This window comes from Klebsiella sp. GG_Kp175 (assembly GCF_040062325.1).
GTDB classification, from domain to species: Bacteria; Pseudomonadota; Gammaproteobacteria; order Enterobacterales; family Enterobacteriaceae; genus Klebsiella; species Klebsiella quasipneumoniae.
The window spans coordinates 188,144-204,740 of sequence record NZ_JBEAFX010000012.1 but is presented as its reverse complement, the minus strand read 5'-3'; the positions used below and the strand labels follow the sequence as shown (position 1 = coordinate 204,740).

16 protein-coding genes and 1 other RNA gene are annotated in these 16,597 nt (G+C 58.8%); 7 read left to right on the top strand and 10 right to left on the bottom strand.

Translation table 11 applies throughout. The annotated features are described in order from the left end of the window. Positions 1–10: 10 nt before the first annotated feature. Genes ABLU73_RS18750 through ABLU73_RS18740 form a run of 3 tightly spaced genes read right to left on the bottom strand, consistent with a single transcriptional unit; the run spans position 11 to position 2,578 of the window. Positions 11–364 (bottom strand): RidA family protein, encoded by a 354-nt coding sequence (locus tag ABLU73_RS18750; RefSeq protein WP_004203134.1) that lies wholly within the window; start codon positions 362–364, stop codon positions 11–13. Then, positions 361–1,626 carry a D-amino acid dehydrogenase gene (locus tag ABLU73_RS18745; RefSeq protein ID WP_323073592.1) on the bottom strand — a complete coding sequence of 422 codons (1,266 nt, stop codon included), beginning with the start codon at positions 1,624–1,626 and terminating at the stop codon, positions 361–363. Before ABLU73_RS18745 ends, ABLU73_RS18750 begins: the two co-directional genes overlap by 4 nt. Before the next feature lie 37 nt (positions 1,627–1,663). Next, positions 1,664–2,578, bottom strand: coding sequence for a LysR family transcriptional regulator (locus ABLU73_RS18740; protein ID WP_004203130.1), 915 nt, complete (start codon positions 2,576–2,578; stop codon positions 1,664–1,666). 276 nt (positions 2,579–2,854) lie between these two features. Here ABLU73_RS18740 and ABLU73_RS18735 point away from each other — a divergent pair, with 276 nt between their 5' ends. Together ABLU73_RS18735 and btuC are read left to right on the top strand one after the other, a co-directional pair. Beyond that, positions 2,855–4,288, top strand: a complete 1,434-nt coding sequence (locus tag ABLU73_RS18735; protein ID WP_004203129.1) for a hypothetical protein — start codon at positions 2,855–2,857, stop codon at positions 4,286–4,288. A gap of 121 nt (positions 4,289–4,409) precedes the next feature. Beyond that, a complete protein-coding gene (gene btuC, locus ABLU73_RS18730; protein ID WP_004203127.1) occupies positions 4,410–5,387 on the top strand; it encodes a vitamin B12 ABC transporter permease BtuC in 978 nt (325 codons plus the stop codon). A gap of 45 nt (positions 5,388–5,432) precedes the next feature. Here btuC and ABLU73_RS18725 read toward each other — a convergent pair whose 3' ends face one another. After that, complete coding sequence (locus ABLU73_RS18725) at positions 5,433–6,233, bottom strand: MetQ/NlpA family lipoprotein (RefSeq protein WP_004203125.1); 801 nt, start codon at positions 6,231–6,233, stop codon at positions 5,433–5,435. 236 nt (positions 6,234–6,469) lie between these two features. Here ABLU73_RS18725 and ABLU73_RS18720 point away from each other — a divergent pair, with 236 nt between their 5' ends. The 4 genes from ABLU73_RS18720 (at position 6,470) to selO (ending at position 9,872) form a co-directional block, all read left to right on the top strand. After that, entirely contained in the window at positions 6,470–7,021 is a 552-nt protein-coding gene (locus ABLU73_RS18720) for a glutathione peroxidase (protein WP_004203124.1), read from the top strand. Then, a complete protein-coding gene (btuD, locus tag ABLU73_RS18715; protein WP_043519798.1) occupies positions 7,021–7,770 on the top strand; it encodes a vitamin B12 ABC transporter ATP-binding protein BtuD in 750 nt (249 codons plus the stop codon). Before ABLU73_RS18720 ends, btuD begins: the two co-directional genes overlap by 1 nt. Positions 7,771–7,851: 81 nt before the next feature. Beyond that, positions 7,852–8,316, top strand: coding sequence for an NlpC/P60 family protein (locus ABLU73_RS18710; protein ID WP_044612762.1), 465 nt, complete (start codon positions 7,852–7,854; stop codon positions 8,314–8,316). Between the two features lie 113 nt (positions 8,317–8,429). Continuing rightward, positions 8,430–9,872: a protein adenylyltransferase SelO gene (selO, locus tag ABLU73_RS18705; RefSeq protein ID WP_348850346.1), complete on the top strand. Its 1,443-nt coding sequence runs from the start codon at positions 8,430–8,432 to the stop codon at positions 9,870–9,872. Positions 9,873–9,901: 29 nt separating this feature from the next. Here the strand turns inward: selO and hemP are convergent, their stop codons facing one another. From hemP to ABLU73_RS18685, 4 genes are all read right to left on the bottom strand, one after another. After that, entirely contained in the window at positions 9,902–10,081 is a 180-nt protein-coding gene (gene hemP / locus ABLU73_RS18700) for a hemin uptake protein HemP (RefSeq protein ID WP_023290103.1), read from the bottom strand. A 154-nt stretch (positions 10,082–10,235) separates the two neighbouring features. Further along, positions 10,236–11,282 carry a 3-deoxy-7-phosphoheptulonate synthase AroH gene (gene aroH, locus ABLU73_RS18695; protein WP_004203118.1) on the bottom strand — a complete coding sequence of 349 codons (1,047 nt, stop codon included), beginning with the start codon at positions 11,280–11,282 and terminating at the stop codon, positions 10,236–10,238. A gap of 154 nt (positions 11,283–11,436) precedes the next feature. Then, a complete protein-coding gene (locus ABLU73_RS18690; protein ID WP_002909061.1) occupies positions 11,437–12,270 on the bottom strand; it encodes a pyruvate, water dikinase regulatory protein in 834 nt (277 codons plus the stop codon). A gap of 144 nt (positions 12,271–12,414) precedes the next feature. Then, positions 12,415–12,534 (bottom strand): hypothetical protein, encoded by a 120-nt coding sequence (locus tag ABLU73_RS18685; protein ID WP_004203117.1) that lies wholly within the window; start codon positions 12,532–12,534, stop codon positions 12,415–12,417. A 75-nt stretch (positions 12,535–12,609) separates the two neighbouring features. Between ABLU73_RS18685 and ppsA the strand changes: the two genes are divergently transcribed. Further along, the gene (gene ppsA, locus ABLU73_RS18680; RefSeq protein WP_004203115.1) at positions 12,610–14,988 is read left to right on the top strand and encodes a phosphoenolpyruvate synthase; all 2,379 of its coding nucleotides are present in this window, start codon (positions 12,610–12,612) and stop codon (positions 14,986–14,988) included. An 85-nt stretch (positions 14,989–15,073) separates the two neighbouring features. On the opposite strand, the gene rprA is transcribed toward ppsA, so the two are convergent. Both rprA and ydiK read right to left on the bottom strand, forming a co-directional pair. Further along, positions 15,074–15,181: antisense sRNA RprA (rprA, locus tag ABLU73_RS18675), an RNA gene on the bottom strand. A gap of 190 nt (positions 15,182–15,371) precedes the next feature. After that, positions 15,372–16,484, bottom strand: a complete 1,113-nt coding sequence (gene ydiK / locus ABLU73_RS18670) for an AI-2E family transporter YdiK (RefSeq protein WP_049092301.1) — start codon at positions 16,482–16,484, stop codon at positions 15,372–15,374. Positions 16,485–16,597: the final 113 nt, after the last annotated feature.

The following is a 16,597-nucleotide window of genomic DNA, read 5'->3' as shown; positions in this document are numbered from 1 at the left end:
CTGTCGACTCTTACGCTTTAACGGCAGTGAGCATGATCTCCACCAGGATTTCTGGTCGCGCCATCTCCGCCTGCACGGCCGCTCGCGCCGGGCTATGGCCGTCCGGCATCCACTCCACCCACGCCTCATTGAACGCAGCAAAGTCACGTTCGATATTTTTCAGCCAGATCTGCGCGGAGAGAATGTGCCGCTTATCGCTCCCGGACTCCGCCAGCAGGGCGTCGATCTTCTCCAGCACTTCGCGGGTCTGCAAGGTGATCTCCTCCTCGTTGCTTTTCGGCGTCTGTCCGGAGAGGAACAGCAGATTGCCATACTCAACGCTGGCGGAAAGACGAGGTTGTGGATGATTGCGAATAATTGTCATGCGGTTTGTTTCCATGTGAGACCTTCTAAAGAAATGTCTGGCATCTGATTGTCGATTAACGCGCCCAGCACCACCGCGCTGCCGGCGGCGAGGGTAAAGCCGAGGCTTCCCTGGCCGAGGTTCATCCACAGGTTGGGGTAGCCGGCGCGTCCCAGCAGCGGTGGGCCGGCTGGCGTTGAGGGGCGCATGCCGGTCCAGGCTTCGGCCTTGTCCAACCCCTCGAGTTCGGGAAAGCTACGGGCGACGATGCTCTTCAGCGCCTGAATGCGGCTTTCGCGCAGTTCGTCGCCGTCGTAGCCGATGTCCACCATCGCTGCGATGCGCAACTGCTGGCCAAGGCGGGCATAGACAATTTTGTGCCCATAGTCGGTAACGCTGATGTCCGGCGCAATGCCCGTCTGTTGGGGATAGGGAAGGGTCAGGCTATACCCCTTCAGGGCGCAGAGCGGCACGCGAACGCCCAGATGTCCCAGCAGCGGGCCGCTGCCGTTTCCGGCGGCGACGACATACTCATCGCCGGTGATGCTCCCGCGGCTGGTCTCCAGGGCGCTGACGCGTCCGCCGCGCTTAGTGAGCCGCAGCACCTCACAGTGGGTCAGCAGGCTGAAGCGGCTGCTGGCGGTGAGCTTGTCGAGCAGCGCAAGGCAAAACTGATGGCAATCCGCCGTTTCATCCCCCGGCGAATAAATGCCGCCCTGTAGCGAAGGGCTGATATGTTTTAGCGCCGGCTCCAGCCGCAGGCAGGCTTCAGCATTCAGCACCTGCTGATATTGAGGATCTATCCCTCTTGCCGCTTTAGTAAAATCGTATTCCCGGCGATGGATAATTAATTTTCCGCTGCGTCGCCAGTGAAAATCGGCAAGCCTATCCTCTTCCCGCCACGACTGCATAACCTGCCGGCTGAGCAGCGACAGACGCAATATATGGTCGCCGTTTATTTTATTGGTCTGGCTATTACAGGCGCGCAGGAACTGCAGCAGCCAGCGCCACTGCTGAAAAGAGATATTGAGACGCATATTGAGCGGCGAATCGGCTTTACCCATCCATTTCATCCCCTGCAGGGGAACGCCGCTGTCGGCAAGAGGAGCGACGTAGCGGTAACTTAATTGTCCACCGTTGGCAAAACTGGTGGCGCTGGCCGGTTCGCCATTGCGCTCCAGTAATTGCACCTGATGGCCGCGCTTAATCAGTTCCCAGGCCGTGGCCAGACCGACCACGCCGCCGCCGATAATGACAATGCGTTTGTTCATAACCCGATATATCCACCGCTGATCAATTTATCGGGTTATGTCAAAGCATTTACCCCAGCGGCGCAATTGACTTTTTATGGTCAGGGTATAACCGCAGGTTAATCTCCTTGAGCTGCTGGCGCAGGCGCTGGCAGAGAAAATCGACGAACTTTTGCGCCATCGGGCTCAGGGAAACGTCGGCCCGCCGTAACAGGCAGAGGTTAATCGCGATCGGCGGCGTAATGGGATGGATCATCTCGGGAGAAAGGTTGTGCTGGGCGGAAAAGATATCGGTAATGCTGCAGCCCATGCCGCGCTTCACGAACTCGGTGGCCATATAGTAGGTCTGGACGTTTAGCCGGGTAGTGGAAAAGTCGCGACGGGTGGCGATGGCGGCGGAGAGCGAGTGCGGCCCCGGCGAGATCCACCGCTGCTGGTCGATCTCGCTGATGTCCACCGCACCCTGACGATAATGACGGTCGATATATACCAGCGGCACTTCGGCAATCAGGGTGGTAAGGATCTCTCCCTGCTGCACCGGCTGCAGCGTCAGCGCTAAATCTATCTCGCGTAAATCCAGTTTTCTAACCAGCGTCTCGGTGTGTTCTGTGGTGAGCGTCATTACCAGGTTGCTGTTTTGTTGATAAAAATCGGTCACCAGCTCCGGTACCAGGCTTAACCCCAGGCTCGGCAGGCAGCCTAAGGTGATTTTAGCGCGCGGATCGCGGGCCAGGTTATCGGCCAGCAGGCGCAGGTTATCGAGGTCCTGATAAATAGTCTGCGCTTTTTCGAAAAGTGTGATCGCCTCGCTGGTCGGCAGCAGCTTGCCGCGCACCCGCTGAAAGAGGGTAAAGCCCAGCTTCAGCTCGGCGCTTTTTAACGCTTTGCTGGCCGCTGGCTGGGAGATATTGAGCGATTCCGCAGCCCGCGACAGAGAGCCGCAGGTCATGACGGCATAGAAGATTTCCAGATGACGCAGTTTCATGAACAGTTAACTCAGGGTTATAGCCTACCGATAAAAAGTCATTTTCTACTAACACTAAGTTAACATAAATTTAATCACCAATCAGCGCATTGGTTACATATTGTGCTGCTGGCCCCGCCTGATGGCGGAATAAAACGCTCTCAGAATCGTTTCCTTTGTACCCCACCAGACCCTCAGGCCGCGGCCAATAATGAAAAAGAGGGAGGATATTTTCTGAGCAGGCCCCAATACACCACCTGACCTTTACGGTCGGATTGATTGGCATTAAGGAGTGTTATGAGTGACTCAACGCTCGCAGGCAATACGCCTGTCAGACGAAATATCACGCGAAAAAACGTTATTACCGGTCTGTTATTGCTGCTGTTCGTGTTGATTGCGCTGTGGTGCCACGGTCGACCGGGCAGCGAGCTTGGCCTGCTGGGATTTACGCCGCTGGTGGCGTTAGCGATATTATCGCTGATCGGCGTCGATATTGTGCTGGCGGTCATCTCCTCGATTATTATCGCCATGATCATGACCTCAACCGGTCTGCCGGAAATGGGCGTGATGTTGGCGAAATCCACCGGGTCATTTATTGCCACCGTCGGGCTTATCATTATGCTCGGCGCCGGCGTGGGGGAGGTAGCCACCCGCACCGGCGCGGCGGTTGAGCTGGTGAAATTCGTGGTCCACCGTATTGGGCTGTCGAGCCAGACGCGGGTCAAGTTCGGCATTGTGGTGTCATCGATTTTAATTTGCGGTTCGCTGGGCACCATGGCCGGTGGCAACGCGATTATTGTCGCAGTGATTATCCCCGTAGCGGCGGCGGTACGCTTAACGCCGCCGACGGTGGCCGCGCTGATGATGACCGCCGGTTCCGTTGGACTCTTTACCGGGCCTTTCACCCCCAGCACCGTGACGATCCTCAGCCTTGGCGGACTGAGCTATCCGGATTATCTGCTGTATGTCGGCCTGCCGATGAGCGCCGTCACCCTGTTAGCCGGTTGGATCATGGCGGGACGGATCCAGAAGATGACCGAAGGCAAACTGTGCTATGAGGTCGATCTCTCGGAAAAGCCGCAAGAGGAACTTAACGCCGCGCAGCAGCGCCGGCGTAAATTAAGCGCGCTGGCTTTCGCCGCGACCATCATCGTGATGGCGGTAGTTGGAGTGGTGATTAAAGCCGGCTTTAGCTTTGCAATTATCGTCATGCTGCTGGTGGCGCTGATGACCGGGCTGGTGGGCGGCCTGCGGCCGACGCAGATCCTGCAGGCCCTCTATCACGGCTGCGGTCGTCTGGTGTGGATGTTTATTCTCTACTGGCTGTACAACCCGATCCTTGAGCTGATGGATGGCCTGCACGCCTATCAGGGGCTGCTGGAGTATACCCAGCCGTTGCTGGAGGGGATCTCCCCGGCCTGGCTGTGCTTTAGCATCTTCGCGTTCAATATTATCGGCCATGTGCCTGGCGCGGCGGTGGCCCAGATGACCTTTACTCATAAAATCTTTGGCCCAATGCTGATGGCCGCCGGCGTGCCGCCGCAGGGGACCACCGCGGTGCTGCTGGCCTCGTCTCAGGTGGACTGGTTCGGGCCGTTCCCCTCATCGGACATGTTCGGCCAGATGGGGCTGGCACAGTCTACTCATCTGAAATACATGCTCTATAACGGCTGGGCAATCGTGGTGGCGAACATCATTCTCTTCGCGCTGCTGTTTCAGATCCTGGTGTAAAGCGGGATGGTCGACGCGGGGGAGCCTCCTCCGCGTCGACGTTTGGCTGTGAGGTTTTCCTTTTCTCACCGCGACAGCCACCGTAAAATCAGCCTCTTGTTCCCAGTACGTAATGGAATCTATGCTGACTCTCGCCCATCTCCAACAGCGCCGCAGCCGGCGTTGGCTCTTTGGTTTAACGCTGTTGCTGCTGGTCACCCTGCTGATCAGTCTGTGCGCGGGGGATCAATGGATCCCGCCCGGCGAGTGGTTCAGTGCCAAGGGGCAGCTGTTTATCTGGCAGATCCGCCTGCCTCGGACCCTGGCGGTGTTGCTGGTGGGGGCGGCGCTGGCGCTCTCCGGGGCGATAATGCAGGCGCTGTTTGAAAATCCGCTGGCGGAACCGGGTCTGCTGGGCGTCTCCAACGGCGCGGGCGTCGGGCTGATTGCCGCCGTCCTGTTGGGCAAAGGCCTGTTACCAGGCTGGGCGCTTGGGCTGTGCGCGATCCTCGGCGCGCTGCTGATCACCTTTATTCTGCTGCGTTTCGCCCGCCGCCATCTTTCCACCAGCCGTCTGCTGCTGGCGGGGGTGGCGCTTGGCATCATCTGCAGCGCCCTGATGACCTGGGCGGTGTACTTCTCCACCTCTTTTGACCTGCGGCAGCTGATGTACTGGATGATGGGCGGGTTTGGCGGCGTCGACTGGCAGCAGCTGTGGCTGATGATAGCCCTCCTGCCGGTGCTCTGCTGGGTCTGTCTGCAGTCACAACCCCTGAATTTACTGGCGCTGGGCGAAGTCTCCGCCCGTCAGCTCGGGCTGCCGCTGTGGCTGTGGCGCAAGCTGCTGGTGGTGGCGACCGGCTGGATGGTCGGCGTGAGCGTGGCGCTGGCGGGGGCGATTGGCTTTATCGGCCTGGTGATCCCGCACATTCTGCGGCTATGCGGCTTGAGCGATCACCGGGTGTTGCTCCCGGCCTGCATGCTGGCGGGGGCAAGCGCTTTGCTGGGGGCGGATATTATCGCCCGGCTGGCGCTTTCCGCCGCTGAGCTGCCGATTGGCGTGGTGACGGCGACGCTGGGCGCGCCGGTCTTTATCTGGTTGCTGCTGCGCTCGCGGTGACGGGGATAGCGCGACGCCGTCTGCAGGGACGGCGCCGGCTCGGGCTTACCAGCCTTTGATCGCGTCGCCTTTGTAGACTTCCTTCGCTTTTTCCGCGACTTCACTGGTCTGGAAGGCGGCTTTCAGTTCCTGAATTTTCTTGCTGTCCTTGTTATCCTCGCGGGCGACGATCGCATTCACGTAAGGGGAATCCGGTCCCTCCATGAACAGGCCGTCGCGGGCGGCCGACAGGCCAGCCTGGGCGGAGAAGTTGGTGTTAATGATTGACAGGCTGACGTTCGGGTCATCCAGAGTACGAGTCAGCTGCGGGGTATCCACCTCCACAATTTTCAGCTGTTTTGGGTTGTCGATGATATCCAGCGTGGTGGGTAAATAGCCGACGCCCGGTTTCAGCTTGAGCAGTCCCTGCGCCTGCAGCAGCAGCAGGCTGCGGCCCAGGGTGGTGGTTTCATTAGAGATGGTCACTGTCGCCCCCTCAGGGAGCTCGCTGATATTTTTGATACGATGTGAATAGGCGGCGATAGGGAAGACAAAGGTTTTACCCACCACCGCGAATTTATAGCCGCGCTCCTTCGACTGCGCCTCAAGGTAAGGCAGGGTCTGGAAGGCGTTGGCATCCACATCTTTGTTGTTCAGCGCTTCGTTAGGCAGCACGTAATCATTGAAGGAGACCACTTCGACGTCGAGGTGATATTTATCCTTCGCTACCTGCTCCACTACTTTCCAGATGGCTTCGTCCGGCCCGGTATTGATAGCGACTTTCACTTTATTATCTTCATCCGGAGAGCAGGCGCTCAGCAGGGCGACAGAGGCGGCGATTAACGCCAGGCTAAACAACTTCTTCATCAATAAAACTCTCTTAAATTAACAAGTAACAAAACCATATTACATTCATGGAACACTGTACACGGAAATGGTTGCCTGCCCAATTGAGAGGATTTCATGTTGCCGACGGGCAGCGAAGCGCTGTTACATCATGCGACAACTCGCGGGGATTGGCAGTAGAATGGCGGGCGCTGAATCCGCTACAGTAGATAGGGATCACCTTCACCGGAAACCGGTTTATCCATTGAGGACAGGCTATGCAACATGACATTCTGAATACCGAAGTGACGACCATTGATGGCGAGAAAACCACCCTGGCATCCTTTGCCGGCAAGGTACTGCTGATCGTCAATGTGGCCTCCAAATGCGGCCTGACGCCGCAGTACGAGCAACTGGAGGACCTGCAAAAGCAGTTTGCCGGCGAGGGCTTCAGCGTCCTGGGCTTCCCCTGCAACCAGTTCCTCGGCCAGGAGCCGGGCAGTGAAGAAGAGATTAAGACCTTCTGCAGCACCACCTACGGCGTCACCTTCCCGCTGTTCAGCAAGATTGACGTCAACGGCGAACATCGCGCGCCGCTCTATCAAAAGCTGGTTGCCGCCGCGCCGAAGGCGGTGGCCCCGGAAGGCAGCGGTTTTTATGAGCGGATGGCCAGCAAGGGCCGGGCGCCGCTGTACGTGGACGACATTCTGTGGAATTTCGAAAAATTCCTCGTCGATCGCCAGGGCAACGTCATTCAGCGCTTCTCTCCGGACATGACGCCGGACGATCCGCAGCTGGTGGCGGCGATTAAAGGAGCGCTGGCGAAATAATGTCGTTTCTGATGCAGCTACAGGATGTAGAAGCGGCGGGGCGTTTGGCCCCGTTTTCTGCGGCCTTTCGCGCCGGGGAGATCGTCCACCTGGTGGGGCCTAACGGCGCAGGGAAGAGCACGCTGCTGGCCCGCATGGCGGGACTGTCCGACGGCCCCGGTACGATTCATTTTAACGGACGACGGCTTGACGAGTGGCCGGCGACGGAGCTGGCGCGCCGTCGCGGATATCTGTGTCAACACCAGACTCCGCCGTTCGCCATGCCGGTGTGGCACTACCTGGCGCTGCATATGCAGCAGCAGGGTGATAGCGCCCGTCTGAGCGATATCGCGGCCCGGCTTGGTCTGGACAATAAGCTGGGCCGTCCGGTCAATCAGCTGTCGGGCGGCGAGTGGCAGCGCGTGCGGCTGGCGGCAGTGATCCTGCAGATCGATCCCTTAAGCAATCCCATGGGTCAACTGCTGCTGCTGGATGAGCCGATGAACAGTCTGGATGTGGCCCAGCAGGCGGCGCTGGATCGGCTGTTACGCGAGCTAAGCGCGGCGGGAATTGCGGTGGTGATGAGCAGTCACGATCTCAACCACACTTTGCGCCATGCCGGACAGAGCTGGCTGCTCTGCCAGGGGGAAGCCATCGCCTGCGGGGAGACCGCCGAGGTGCTGAATGAGGAAAATTTAACCGCCGCCTATGCGATCCCGTTCCAGCGCGTGGAGGTGGCCGGTCATATTATGCTCATCGCGTCACAGTAGCACGCAGTTATCTTGTCACTATATTGATAAACAAGCTAAATTATTGCGATAAAGAGACTAGGGACAGAGGGATCATCTGAAATGCGCTTCTGGTTCATGTTGGCAGCGGTGTTAATTTTAGCCGGCTGCAGCAGCCATCGGGCACCGCCGCCGAATCCTCGGCTGGCTGACTCCATTACGGTGGTGGCGAATCTGAACGAGCAGCTGCGCAGCTGGCGCGGCGCACCGTATCGCTACGGCGGCATGACGCCGCGCGGCGTCGACTGCTCCGGCTTTGTGGTGCGCACGTTTCGCGATAAATTTGCCCTCCAGCTGCCGCGCGAAACCCGCGAGCAGGCGGAAATCGGTACCCGGATTGATAAGCGCGATCTGCTGCCTGGCGATCTGGTGTTCTTCAAAACCGGCTCAGGCGAAAGCGGCCTGCACGTCGGCATCTACGATACCGATAACCAGTTTATACATGCCTCCACCAGTCAGGGCGTCACCCGTTCCTCGCTGGATAACGTCTACTGGAACAAAAAGTTCTGGCAGGCGCGGCGTATCTGACGTCATTCAGCGGCCTGAGGGAAGCGAGCGCTTCCCTTTTTTATGCCGATAACCCTGCACTCCGCCCGTGTTAATCCGCTGTTCCAGGCACTACACTGGAGAGAGGAGGAACCATGACCCTTTCTTTTACCACCCACTGGCGGGATGAACTGCCGGACTTTTACACTTCCCTGTCACCAACGCCGCTGGATAACGCCCGACTCATCTGGCGCAACGCCCCGCTGGCGCAACAGCTGGGCGTCCCTGACGCGCTGTTTGCGCCTGAAAGCGGGGCCGGCGTCTGGGGCGGGGAAGCGCTGCTCCCGGGCATGTCCCCGCTGGCGCAGGTATACAGCGGCCATCAGTTTGGCGCCTGGGCCGGCCAGCTGGGCGACGGCCGCGGGATCCTGCTCGGCGAGCAGCAGCTGGCGGATGGCCGTCGTTACGACTGGCATCTGAAAGGCGCCGGCCTGACCCCCTATTCGCGGATGGGAGACGGCCGCGCCGTGCTGCGCTCGACGATCCGGGAGAGTCTGGCGTCAGAGGCGATGAACGCCCTGGGGATCCCGACGACGCGCGCCCTGGCGATGGTGACCAGCGATACGCCGGTCTACCGCGAGCGCGTGGAGCCTGGCGCGATGCTGATGCGGGTGGCCGAGAGCCATGTCCGCTTTGGCCATTTCGAACATTTTTACTATCGTCGCGAGCCGCAGAAGGTCCAGCAGCTGGCCGACTATGTCATTCGCCACCACTGGCCGCAGCTGCAGGATGAGGCGGACAAGTACCTGTTATGGTTCCGTGACGTTGTCACGCGTACCGCGCAGACCATCGCCAGCTGGCAAACCGTGGGCTTTGCCCATGGGGTGATGAATACCGACAACATGTCGATTCTCGGTTTGACCATCGACTACGGCCCGTATGGCTTCCTTGACGATTTTCAGCCGGACTTCATCTGCAACCATTCCGACTATCAGGGGCGCTACAGTTTTGAAAACCAGCCGGCGGTGGGGCTGTGGAATCTGCAGCGTCTGGCCCAGTCGCTGTCGCCGTTTATCAGCGCCGAAGCGCTGAATGCGACGCTGGATGAGTATCAGCACGCCTTGCTGACCGCCTATGGCCAGCGGATGCGCGACAAGCTTGGCCTGTTCAGCCAGCAGAAAGGGGATAACGAACTGCTCGACGGTCTGTTTGCCCTGATGATCCGCGAGAGAAGCGACTATACCCGAACGTTCCGCCTGCTGAGCCACAGCGAACAGCTCAGCGCCGCCTCGCCGCTGCGCGACGAGTTTATCGACCGTGCAGCTTTCGACAGCTGGTTCGCCGGATATCGCGCGCGGCTGCGTGATGAACAGGTGGGGGATGCCCAGCGCCAGCAGCGGATGCAGGGGGTCAACCCGGCGCTGGTATTACGTAACTGGCTGGCGCAGCGGGCCATCGAGCAGGCTGAGGCTGGCGATATGGGGGAGCTGGAGCGTCTGCATGCCGCGCTGGCCGATCCCTTCACCGATCGCGAGGACGACTACGTCCGCCGGCCGCCGGACTGGGGGAAACGTCTGGAAGTCAGCTGCTCGAGCTAACTCGCCTCGCCCCGCGCACCGCGGGGCGACTATTTGGTCAGGATTAACTTCCCGGCGTGGGTCTGGCGCAGCAGATAGCGCTGGCCGCCATGCTCAATGACTACCCGGCCTTCGCTGCCTAACAGAACCCGACTGCTGATCTGTCTGTCCGTCGCCACGGGATAGGGGGCATTGTCTTTTGGTTTTTCAGCTGTGGCAGTGTTATCCATACGCGTCATAGCTCTCAAAATAAAAATCAAAGCAACAATGATAATCATTATCAATAATGTTGTTTTTGACGGCAAGCGTTATTTCTCGTGTTACCGAATTTGGTAGGGAATGTCAGAAGGGGGGCGCCCACCGCATGCGCGGCGGGCGGAGCGGTCACAGACGGGTGGCCGTGGCGGCCGCCAGCTCACTCAATAAACGTTCGCTGTCTTCCCAGCTCAGGCAGGGATCGGTGATCGACTGGCCCCAGGCCAGCGGCTGGCCGGGAACCACTTTCTGGGTCCCTTCCTGCAGGAAGCTCTCCGCCATAATGCCGGCGATGGCGGTAGAGCCCGCGCGAATTTGCTGACAGATATCGGCGCACACCTCCAGCTGACGGCGATGCTGCTTCTGGCAGTTGCCATGGCTGAAGTCGACCACCAGCTGCTCCGGCAGATCGAATTCCCGCAGCGCCTCGCCGGCGGCGGCGATGTCCTCGGCGTGATAGTTCGGCCGTTTGCCGCCGCGCATAATGATATGCCCGAACGGGTTGCCGCTGGTCTGGTAAATCGTCATCTGCCCCTGCTTGTCCGGGGAGAGGAACATATGGCTGGCGCGGGAGGCGCGGATGGCGTCCACGGCGATGCGCGTATTGCCGTCGGTGCCGTTTTTAAACCCGACCGGGCAGGAGAGCGCCGAAGCCATTTCACGGTGGATCTGACTTTCAGTGGTGCGCGCCCCGATGGCTCCCCAGCTGATGAGATCGGCGATAAACTGACCGGTCACCATATCGAGAAACTCGGTGGCCGTCGGCACCCCCAGCTCATTGACCTGCAGCAGCAGGCGCCGTGCCAGCTCAATCCCGTGGTTGACCCGGTAGCTGCCGTTGAGATCCGGATCGGAGATTAAGCCTTTCCAGCCCACCACAGTACGGGGTTTTTCAAAGTAGGTGCGCATCACGATCTCCAGCTGCGGCTGGTAGCGCTCGCGCATGGTCTGCAGGCGGCGGGCATACTCCATCGCCGCGTCGGTGTCGTGAATGGAGCAGGGGCCGATAATCACCAGCAGGCGGCGGTCTTCGCCGTTGAGGATTTTTTCAATTCGGCGACGGGAGGCCGAGACGTGGGCGGCCACGTCGGCCGTAACGGGATGGCGCTGGGCCAGCTCCGCGGGCGTTACCAGGCTTTCAATGCGCGCGGTACGCAATTCGTCTGTTTTATTCATTGGGGTCTCAAAAATCTGTTTCTTCGCCAGCGAAAATGCCGGGAAGTGATGCGCATCACGATAAACCAATCCCTGCTTATTGCAAGAGCAGGGCATGATCCTGTATAGGCCACGGGTGATAGCATAAACAAATTTTTAATAATGTACTAGTGTATTAGTACATCCTGCGATTCAGCCCCATGATGTCCATGATTTTTGTCGCTATTTCCTCAACGGAATAGTTGGTGCTGTTCAGGCAGGGGATTTTATTCTTGCGATACAGCGCCTCCACTTCGGTCACTTCCATCCGACACTGGCGCAGCGAGGCGTAGCGGCTGTTCTCCCGGCGCTCCTCGCGGATCGCCGCCAGACGTTCCGGATTGATGGTCAGGCCGAACATCTTATGCTGCAGGGGTTTCAGCGAGGCCGGCAGAACCAGATTGTCCATATCGTCGGCGATAAACGGATAGTTGGCGGCGCGAATGCCGTACTGCATGGCGAGGTACAGACTGGTGGGCGTCTTGCCGCAGCGCGACACGCCGAGGAGGATCACCTGCGCCTGGTCAAGGTTGCGCAGCGAGATGCCATCGTCATGGGCGAGGGTGTAATCGATGGCGGCGATACGCGCATCGTATTTGATCAGGTTCCCGGGGTTCAGGCCGTGGGTGCGGTGCGCCACCGGGGTCGGGTCGAGGTTGAGCTCCTGCTGCAGCGGGGCCACCAGCGCCTGAACGATATCCTGACAAAAGCCCTCGCTTTGCAGAATGATATCGCGGATCTCCGGAATGACGATGGAATAGAACACCAGCGGGCGGATGCCCGTTTGCTGATAAATCGCGTCAATCTGCTCTTTCACCGCCCGCGCACGGCTGATATTTTCCACAAACGGCAGGGTCACGCTGCTGATGGCGACCGGGAATTGCGACATGACGGCATGTCCCAGCACCTCCGCCGTAATGGCGGTACCGTCAGAAATATAAAATACGTGGCGATCTACAGCACTTTCCATTTTGACCATCCGGTATAATGAGTTTAATTGCCTGAAAGCGGATATTAAATTTAAGCATATCCCTGTTTGATTTGTCTCTTGTTAAAATTGAAACACTATTTTTGTTTTTTATGAAAAGGGTGGTTCATTTTCTTTTTTTTGCCGTTATTTCCAGCGTTTCTCGTCATAATTCCTAAAAATCATCAAGTTATCTATATCAGAGGAACAGTCCGAAAAAAGAAAAAATAATTTGCTTGAACGATTCACCGTTTTTTTCAGCACCATAAATATGTCAGGATAATCTTGCAGTCGATCGTGAAATTTTTTTCACTGGTATTAAATCACAAAAGGATTGTCTCGATGTCCAACAATGGCTCGTCACCGCTGGTGCTTTGGTATAACCAACTCGGCATGAATGATGTAGACAGAGTTGGGGGCAAAAATGCCTCCCTTGGTGAAATGATTACGAATCTGTCCGGTATGGGTGTTTCCGTACCTAACGGGTTTGCCACCACCGCTGATGCTTTCAACCAGTTCCTGGACCAAAGCGGTGTTAACCAGCGCATCTATGCGCTGCTGGATGAAACCGACATTGACGACGTTTCCGCATTAGCGAAAGCGGGCGCGCAGATCCGACAGTGGATCATCGATACCCCCTTCCAGAGCGAACTGGAAAACGCGATTCGCGATGCTTATGACCTGCTGTCCGCCGATGACGCCGAGGCCTCATTCGCCGTGCGCTCTTCCGCCACCGCGGAAGATATGCCGGACGCCTCCTTCGCCGGGCAGCAAGAGACATTCCTCAACGTGCAGGGCTTTGACGCCGTGCTCGTTGCCGTGAAGCACGTATTTGCTTCACTGTTTAACGATCGCGCGATCTCCTATCGCGTGCATCAGGGTTACGATCATCGCGGCGTGGCGCTCTCCGCCGGGGTGCAGAGGATGGTCCGCTCCGATCTGGCCTCCTCCGGCGTCATGTTCTCCATCGATACCGAATCCGGCTTTGACCAGGTGGTGTTTATCACCTCGGCGTGGGGTCTGGGCGAGATGGTGGTGCAGGGCGCGGTGAACCCGGACGAATTCTACGTCCACAAACCGACGCTGGCCGCTGGCCGCCCGGCGATCGTGCGCCGCACCATGGGCTCGAAAAAGATCCGCATGGTTTACGCGCCGACCCAGGAGCACGGCAAGCAGGTGCGTATCGAAGATGTGCCGCAGGCGCAGCGCGATATCTTCTCGTTAACCAACGAGGAGGTGCAGGAGCTGGCGAAGCAGGCGGTGCAGATCGAGAAGCACTACGGCCGTCCGATGGATATCGAGTGGGCGAAAGATGGCCACACCGGTAAGCTGTTTATCGTCCAGGCGCGTCCGGAAACCGTGCGTTCCCGCGGCCAGGTGATGGAGCGTTATACCCTCCACGCTCAGGGGCAGATCATCGCCGAAGGGCGCGCCATCGGCCATCGCATTGGCGCCGGTCCGGTGAAGGTGATCCACGATATCAGCGAGATGAACCGCATTGAGCCGGGCGACGTGCTGGTTACCGATATGACCGACCCGGACTGGGAACCGATCATGAAGAAAGCCTCGGCGATCGTCACCAACCGCGGCGGCCGTACCTGCCACGCGGCTATCATCGCCCGTGAGCTGGGTATTCCGGCGGTGGTCGGCTGCGGCGATGCCACCGATCGCATTCAGGAAAACCAGAACGTGACCGTCTCCTGCGCCGAAGGCGATACCGGCTATGTCTACGCCGAGCTGCTCGACTTCAGCGTCAAGAGCTCCAGCGTCGGCGACATGCCGGATCTGCCGCTGAAGGTGATGATGAACGTCGGCAACCCGGATCGCGCCTTCGACTTCGCCTGCCTGCCGAACGAAGGCGTGGGTCTGGCGCGGCTGGAGTTTATCATCAACCGCATGATTGGCGTGCACCCGCGCGCGCTGCTGGAGTTTGACGACCAGGAGCCGGGCCTGCAGAACGAAATCCGCGAGCTGATGAAAGGCTACGATTCGCCGAGAGAGTTCTACGTTGGCCGCCTGACCGAAGGGATCGCCACCCTCGGTGCCGCTTTCTATCCGAAACGGGTGATCGTGCGTCTGTCGGACTTCAAGTCGAACGAATACGCCAACCTGGTAGGCGGCGAGCGCTATGAGCCGGAAGAAGAGAACCCGATGCTCGGCTTCCGCGGTGCCGGACGCTACGTTTCCGAAAGCTTCCGCGACTGCTTCGCGCTGGAATGTGAAGCCATGAAGCGCGTGCGTAACGACATGGGGCTGACCAACGTTGAAGTGATGGTGCCGTTCGTCCGTACCGTTGCCCAGGCGAAAGCGGTGGTCGAAGAGCTGGAGCGTCAGGGGCTGAAGCGCGGCGAGAACGGGCTGAAGATCATCATGATGTGCGAGATCCCGTCGAACGCATTGCTGGCGGAGCAGTTCCTCGAATACTTCGACGGCTTCTCCATCGGTTCGAACGACATGACCCAGCTGGCGCTCGGTCTGGACCGCGACTCCGGCGTGGTCTCTGAGCTGTTTGATGAACGCAACGACGCGGTGAAAGCCCTGCTGTCGATGGCGATCCGCGCCGCGAAGCAGCAGGGTAAATACGTCGGCATCTGCGGCCAGGGGCCGTCTGACCATGAAGATTTTGCCGCCTGGCTGATGGAGGAGGGGATCGATAGCCTGTCCCTCAACCCGGACACCGTGGTGCAAACCTGGTTAGGTCTGGCGGAACTGAATAAATAAGTTCGCCCTGACAACACCGATCCCCGGCAGCGATGCCGGGGATTTTTTTTGCCTGTGTCAGAGCGCCAGGTGTCGTGAGCGCAGGACAAAAAAAAGCCCATCGTGGGAGATGGGCAAAGACTACACACAGCAATTCGTTGTTTCACTCAGGGGATTTCCATGCTTATAAATCAAGGTGTTGATTTATAACCGTGAGCTAATAGTAGGCAGCGGGGCCTTTGCCGTCGATCAGATTCCTCTCAATAGTTAAATTGTTGTGAAGGTCCGGGAGGTGAAACGCGGGTGAGGGGCCTACAAGTCTGGCGTTGAGCCGGCGATCAATAAATTTTGCTTAACAATTGTGCTGGCGGGGAAACAGGCGGGTCTCCCCGCCTGACAATGCATTACTTGCGCCCGGCCTCCAGCTCGCTGAGCTCTTCGAGCACGACGTCGGGGTCTTTCGGCGGCGGCGGCACTTCGTGCACCCAGGCGTCATACAGGCGCCAGGAGACGGCCAGCAGCACCGGACCGATAAACAGACCGATCATGCCGAAGGCGATCAGGCCGCCAATGACGCCGGTAAGAATGAGGATCATCGGCAGGTCGGCGCCCATGCGGATAAGCACCGGGCGGATAACGTTGTCCATGGTGCCGACCACGCAGCTCCACACCAGCAGCACGGTGCCCCAGGTGGTGTCCCCGCTCCAGTAAAGCCAGATAATCGACGGCACCAGAACCAGCAAAGGCCCGAGCTGGACCAGACAGGTAAAGATCATCACCACGGTCAGCAGAGCGGCGTAGGGCACGCCGGAGATGGCAAGGCCGATACCGCCCAGCACCGCCTGGGTGAGGGCTGTCACCACCACGCCCAGCGCCACGGCGCGCACGGCCTGGCCGGCCAGCAGCACGGCGGCGTCACCGCGTTTAGCCGCCAGGCGCGTGGCGAAATAGCGGAAACCGTAGGCCACCTGCTCACCGCGCCAGTAGAGCAACGCGCTGAACAGCAGCATCAAACCGCAGTAGACCAGAAGCTTGCCGATGTGCGCCGCCTGACCGACAAACCAGCTGGTAGTGGTGCCAATATAGGGGCGAACCTTGGCCATAATCGCCGAGCCGCCCATATCCAGCAGGCCATGCCAGGCGGAGTAGAGCTTATCGCCCACCAGCGGCACGCTGTTGAGCCAGGTGAAATCCGGCAGCGTCACATTTCCGCTGCTGATGAGTTTGATCAGCGGAACGCTGTTATCCACCAGGCTGTTGACCAGCAGAGCGATAGGAATAACGAATAGCAAAAACAGCAGCAGGGTCATCGCCAGCACCGCCAGCATCCGTTTGCCGAACAGCACACGCTGCAGACGCAGCAGCACCGGCCAGGTGGCGATCACCACGGTGCCGGCCCAGGCGAAGGACAGAATAAACGGCTGCACAACCCACAGGCAGGATATGATAATCAGGGCCAGGAACAGCACCGACAGCAGTATTTGCGGTATGTCCCGAGGCTGATGGGGGTTAATCATAGATAAATTTTACCTTTCCAGTCGCGCCAAAAAGCTGGCGCCGCGTAAATCCATGTACTGATAATAATATCAATAATTTTGCCGGGCTGATTTTGCACAGAAAACACGTGGGC

Bases quoted from the DNA above. Each gene is read 5' to 3' on its own strand.
- ABLU73_RS18750 (WP_004203134.1), bottom strand. From the start codon at position 364: ATGACAATTATTCGCAATCATCCACAACCTCGTCTTTCCGCCAGCGTT.
- ABLU73_RS18740 (WP_004203130.1), bottom strand. From the start codon at position 2,578: ATGAAACTGCGTCATCTGGAAATCTTCTATGCCGTCATGACCTGCGGC.
- ABLU73_RS18735 (WP_004203129.1), top strand. From the start codon at position 2,855: ATGAGTGACTCAACGCTCGCAGGCAATACGCCTGTCAGACGAAATATC.
- btuC (WP_004203127.1), top strand. From the start codon at position 4,410: ATGCTGACTCTCGCCCATCTCCAACAGCGCCGCAGCCGGCGTTGGCTC.
- ABLU73_RS18725 (WP_004203125.1), bottom strand. From the start codon at position 6,233: ATGAAGAAGTTGTTTAGCCTGGCGTTAATCGCCGCCTCTGTCGCCCTG.
- ABLU73_RS18720 (WP_004203124.1), top strand. From the start codon at position 6,470: ATGCAACATGACATTCTGAATACCGAAGTGACGACCATTGATGGCGAG.
- btuD (WP_043519798.1), top strand. From the start codon at position 7,021: ATGTCGTTTCTGATGCAGCTACAGGATGTAGAAGCGGCGGGGCGTTTG.
- ABLU73_RS18710 (WP_044612762.1), top strand. From the start codon at position 7,852: ATGCGCTTCTGGTTCATGTTGGCAGCGGTGTTAATTTTAGCCGGCTGC.
- selO (WP_348850346.1), top strand. From the start codon at position 8,430: ATGACCCTTTCTTTTACCACCCACTGGCGGGATGAACTGCCGGACTTT.
- hemP (WP_023290103.1), bottom strand. From the start codon at position 10,081: ATGGATAACACTGCCACAGCTGAAAAACCAAAAGACAATGCCCCCTAT.
- aroH (WP_004203118.1), bottom strand. From the start codon at position 11,282: ATGAATAAAACAGACGAATTGCGTACCGCGCGCATTGAAAGCCTGGTA.
- ABLU73_RS18690 (WP_002909061.1), bottom strand. From the start codon at position 12,270: ATGGAAAGTGCTGTAGATCGCCACGTATTTTATATTTCTGACGGTACC.
- ABLU73_RS18685 (WP_004203117.1), bottom strand. From the start codon at position 12,534: ATGGTGCTGAAAAAAACGGTGAATCGTTCAAGCAAATTATTTTTTCTT.
- ppsA (WP_004203115.1), top strand. From the start codon at position 12,610: ATGTCCAACAATGGCTCGTCACCGCTGGTGCTTTGGTATAACCAACTC.
- ydiK (WP_049092301.1), bottom strand. From the start codon at position 16,484: ATGATTAACCCCCATCAGCCTCGGGACATACCGCAAATACTGCTGTCG.